At 36.1% G+C, this 4777-nt stretch carries 5 protein-coding genes; all 5 read right to left on the reverse strand.

The window, feature by feature from the left end:
* Positions 1-811, reverse strand: an 811-nt coding sequence (locus ACFIO3_RS08920) for a POTRA domain-containing protein (RefSeq protein ID WP_375704339.1), incomplete at its 3' end; no start/stop codon positions are given.
* 203 nt (positions 812-1014) lie between these two features.
* Complete coding sequence (locus ACFIO3_RS08925) at positions 1015-2163, reverse strand: RIP metalloprotease (protein WP_375607213.1); 1149 nt, start codon at positions 2161-2163, stop codon at positions 1015-1017.
* A gap of 15 nt (positions 2164-2178) precedes the next feature.
* Positions 2179-2994 carry a phosphatidate cytidylyltransferase gene (locus ACFIO3_RS08930; protein WP_375607214.1) on the reverse strand — a complete coding sequence of 272 codons (816 nt, stop codon included), beginning with the start codon at positions 2992-2994 and terminating at the stop codon, positions 2179-2181.
* 732 nt (positions 2995-3726) lie between these two features.
* A complete protein-coding gene (gene frr, locus ACFIO3_RS08935) occupies positions 3727-4287 on the reverse strand; it encodes a ribosome recycling factor (protein WP_273790667.1) in 561 nt (186 codons plus the stop codon).
* A 37-nt stretch (positions 4288-4324) separates the two neighbouring features.
* Positions 4325-4777, reverse strand: a 453-nt coding sequence (locus tag ACFIO3_RS08940) for a uridine monophosphate kinase (RefSeq protein WP_375704340.1), incomplete at its 5' end; no start/stop codon positions are given.

The following is a 4777-nucleotide window of genomic DNA, read 5'->3' on the forward strand; positions in this document are numbered from 1 at the left end:
CAAAAGAAATTTTATACGTATTGCTTGCTGCATCAAAAGTTGCTTTAGAAGAGACTACACGAAAATCTGCATAACCACGGTTATAATAAAAGCGACGTAAAGCTTCTTCATCAACAGCGAGGCGCTCTTCACTATAAACATCACCTCCCAACAACTTCGAAAAAATTCCTGAAGTTTTTGTTGAAATCACATCACGCAAACGGCGACTTCCAAAGACATTATTGCCCTTAAAAGTGATATCACCAATCTTTGTTTTTTTCCCTTCAACGACATTAAATACCACATTAACCCGCCCTTTTCCAAGGTTAATCGTTTGAACGTTAACAGTGATATTATTACGACCAAGAGTTTTATAAGCCTCACGAATTGTATTTATATCAGCAGAAAGCTTAGCAGAATTAAAAGGCTCATTTGGTTTTAAAGAAATAAACCGCTTAAGATCTGGGTCTTTAAAAGATTTATTTCCTTGAAACAATATTTGATTGACAACCTCATATTCTTTTACGAATACAACCAATTTATCACCCACCGGATTTATTTTAACATCATAAAATAAACCCAATTCGAAAAGGTTCTTCACAGCACTATCAACATCACCACTGGAAACACCTTGCCCAACCTTAATCCCCATATTGTCTCGAATCGCCTGAGAACTTACAAACTTATTCCCACGAACCTCAATAGAGCGGACTACAGACGCTTGTATTTCTCCGACCGCAGCAATTGACATAAAAACCGTTGCAGGGGCAATCATCCCCATCTTTAACACCAATACAGATGCTGCATTTAAAAACTTTGAATTCGTAGTCATTGGCTTTTTTACCTTACTCTCGTTCTTTGGACATGATGCCTTAAAAAGCTAACTGCCATAACAACCTTTTTACAGCGAGACTTTTCATTCCTTAATTACTCATTATAATGTACAACGCCACAACATTTTGTAGACATGGTAAACAACCTTCAATTTGTTTTTGCTATTATTACTTAATTTATAAAGCATTTTCCATAATTTAATTAGCTAAACCAACAAAAATAATCATTAAAAAAGACAAAGATCATAAAAAGGAGAAGAATGGAAAAACCTAAACGAAAAAAGATTCCCTGAATTTTAGCAGATATTTTCCTCCCAGTAATGACCTCAATGACATGCAATAAAAGATGCCCACCGTCAAGCGGTAGAATCGGAAAAAGGTTAATAAGCCCAACACTTATTGAAAGAAAAGCTGCCAAATTCAACAAAGAGATAAAACCTGTCTCGCTCACTTTCCAAGCAATTTTAACGGTTTTAGAAGGTCCACTTAGCCGACAATGATCCTCTTTGCCTCCTATTAAACGACTCATAAAAAGAACAGTTTGAGTGGCGATAAACACAGTACGGTCTGACGCTTTTCTTACAGCTGTTACAAAACCATAGCGAATATGTTTTATATAAGTTGGATCTAAATGTGCAGGATTATTTAAATCAACAGGAACACCTACACCTATCATAGCACTTCGTGTTCGATTACCAAATCCATCATCTCGCTCAACGACTTTTGGGGTAATCATCGTTGTAAAGACTCGCCCCATGCGTTCTATTTTAAACTCTATGGGTTCTCTTCCGTGAAAAGCTACATAATTCATCAAATCTTCAAAGCTTTCAACCCGTCGTCCATCCATTTCAACAAAACGATCACCTAATTCCAAACCGGATTGAAGAGCAGGGCTATCTTTTACCAAAGAACCAACAACGGGCTCAATGGCTACACGACCATAGATAAAGAAAAAAAATGTTAGAATAACAACAGTAAAAAGAGCATTGAAGAAAGGACCGGCAAAAACAGTTGCTGCTTTTTTCCAAGCATGCGCACTAGCAAATGAACCATCAACAATCAGAGATGATTGGGATGATTCCGTATCGATTTTTTCCTCATCCCCAACAAATTTTACATAACCTCCTAAGGGGATAAGTGCTAAACGCCACTTCGTGCCATGCTTATCTGTATAACTCGCTATTTCTGGTCCAAATCCAAGCGAAAAAATTAACGCCTTAATACCACACAACCGACCAATGAGATAGTGCCCAAATTCGTGCACAAAAATGATAATCATAATGATGAAAAGAATACTCAAACTTCTTAAAAGAAAATCACCCATAGTGACGATATGATTTAAAAGCTCCAAACTATCTTCTCCCAATTAGATCATACTAAAAAGATTAAAAGGCGCATCCATATCAGACATAAATGAACCAATTAAATAAAGAAGAAAAGCTGCCCCTACCAATCCATCTATACGATCCATAAAACCACCATGTCCAGGCAATAAAGAACTAGAATCTTTAACAGAAAACCGTCTTTTGAGCCATGATTGCCCTAAATCACTCAATTGTGAAACAATTGACAAAACAAGTGTAAGGAGTGGCACAAAAAAACTGGCTAAATTTATATCAAAAAATCCAAAAGCAACCCATATACCACCGAAAACTCCGACAAATGTACCACCAAGTGCTCCTGACCATGTTTTATTAGGAGAAAATTGTGGTGCTAATTTAGGGCCCCCTAATGCACGTCCGATAAAATAACCACCAATATCTGTTCCCCACACTATCGTAAATAAGAAAATAACAACTTGGAACCCCAACAGTTCATGATCCCGTAGAAAGCATAAAGCAACAACAGGAAAAGAGGCATATAAAAAACCACAAAAAACCCAACCACTCTTTTTTATAGATATAATAGCTAACACTGTAGCTAAAACGATTAAAACACAAAAAATCAATGAAGCAGATACACTCAACACTAAAAAAAAGCCAAAGATTAAATAAAAGATACTTGCTAATATTTTTTGTAAAATACACCATTTCTCTTTAGTAATACTCATCCACTCATAAAGAACAAAACCGCCAATACACCATACAAATAAAAAAAAGAAATTTCCTCCCAACCATGTTAGATACAACGCAATAATGCCAAAAACAAAAGCTGTCAGAATACGATAAACCAAATTAGACAAAACAACATCCAAACAATAAAAATAGAAAATACAAGCTCTAAAATTAACGCAAGAAAAACTCCCCTACGCAGTATTTTTATCTCATACTTGTATAATTTCTCTTATAATTTATCATAAATAATTCAGTCTACTAAGATAGCGCTTATGAAACTAATAATCAATGAAAACAGCTTCAAAAATCTCCGTCAAAATTATAAAATATTTTTTTAATATTTTCTCAAATATAAAATAAAAAAGCAGTTACCTCTGCCCCATACAAATTAACTAATATAGGTTTCGTATAAAAACACTTTTCTATCAACTATTCGTCATTAAAAAACGAATTACGCCACATAACATCTGCTTGATCAATTATACTCACATGTTTTATAATGAGAAATAAGAGAAAGGTTAGGCTTGTTTTTTTCATTATATTCTTTCCCCAACCTTCATCTTAGAATATTTGAATAATTTCTAATAATGCTTTCATTATGCATTTTAACAAAGACGTGTTCAACTAAAAAACCGCACCATGCTGTTAAATAGTGTCTCCCACCAAAGGGCATGATTTACCACGCAGACTAAAAAATTAAAACATCTGCCCTTTCAAATCAGTCTCTCCCATATCAAAATGATAGAATACCTTCCTGCATAACACCTTGCTACCACAGAGCACACCACGCCCTACAATTATCCCTAGAAACAATTTACAGGCTGGGAATATAACATCCTTTTTCTAGCGACAAAATCGTCTTAAACGTGCATAATTTCAGATTCTTTTACGGCTAAAATTTTATCAATATCAGCAATAGTTTCATCTGTGAGTTTTTGAACTTTCTCAGACAAACTATGGGCTTCATCTTGTCCAATTTCACCATCTTTTTCTAACTTTTTCAAATTGTCCAGACCATCCCGACGAACATGACGTGTAGCAACACGCGCTTGCTCTGCATAGTGATGCGCAATTTTTACAAGTTCTTTACGGCGCTCTTCATTCAACTCAGGCAAAGGAATACGTAAATTCGTACCATCAGTTATGGGATTTAAACCAAGACCAGAATCGCGAATAGCGCGCTCTACAGCTCCGACCATCGTTTTATCCCATACAGAAACAGAAAGCATCCGAGGTTCAGGAACAGAAATATTAGCAACTTGATTTATATGCACAACAGAACCATAAGATTCAACGGTCAACGGTTCTAATAAACTGGCCGATGCACGTCCAGTCCGCAAACCACCTAATTCATGTTTAAAAGCCGTAATAGCACCATCCATGCGACGTTTCAGATCATCCATAATTGATGTAACATTCATATTTCTGTCTCCTTCAATTGTTCTTTGAAGCTTACCCTTATTCCGATACTATTGTAAAGCGTCCTGTTCCATTCAAAACCTTAGCCAAACCGCCTTTTTCATGAATGGAGTACACAATAATCGGTACATTGTTCTCACGTGCTAAAGTGACCGCCGTTGAATCCATAACAGATAATCCCCATTGCAAAACTTCAACATGTGTTAATTGGTCAAAACGCTTAGCCGTAGGGTCTATTTTTGGATCTGCTGAATAAATACCATCAACTTGTGTTCCTTTAAGAAGGACATCCGCACCAATTTCTGCTGCACGTAAAGTGGCAGCAGAATCAGTGGTAAAAAATGGATTTCCTGTACCCCCTGCAAAAATAACAACTTTTCCCTGATTCATATAAGCTATTGCTTTACGTTGCGAGAAACTTTCACAAATTTGTGGCATAGCAATCGCAGAGAGTACAACCGTTTCAACGCCTAATTTTGTCAATGATGTTCG

The organism is Bartonella sp. AD328YNZD, assembly GCF_042196425.1.

What these genes read in the sequence shown, in the direction of transcription:
- frr (WP_273790667.1), bottom strand. Translation starts at nt 4,287, where the DNA reads ATGAATGTTACATCAATTATGGATGATCTGAAACGTCGCATGGATGGT.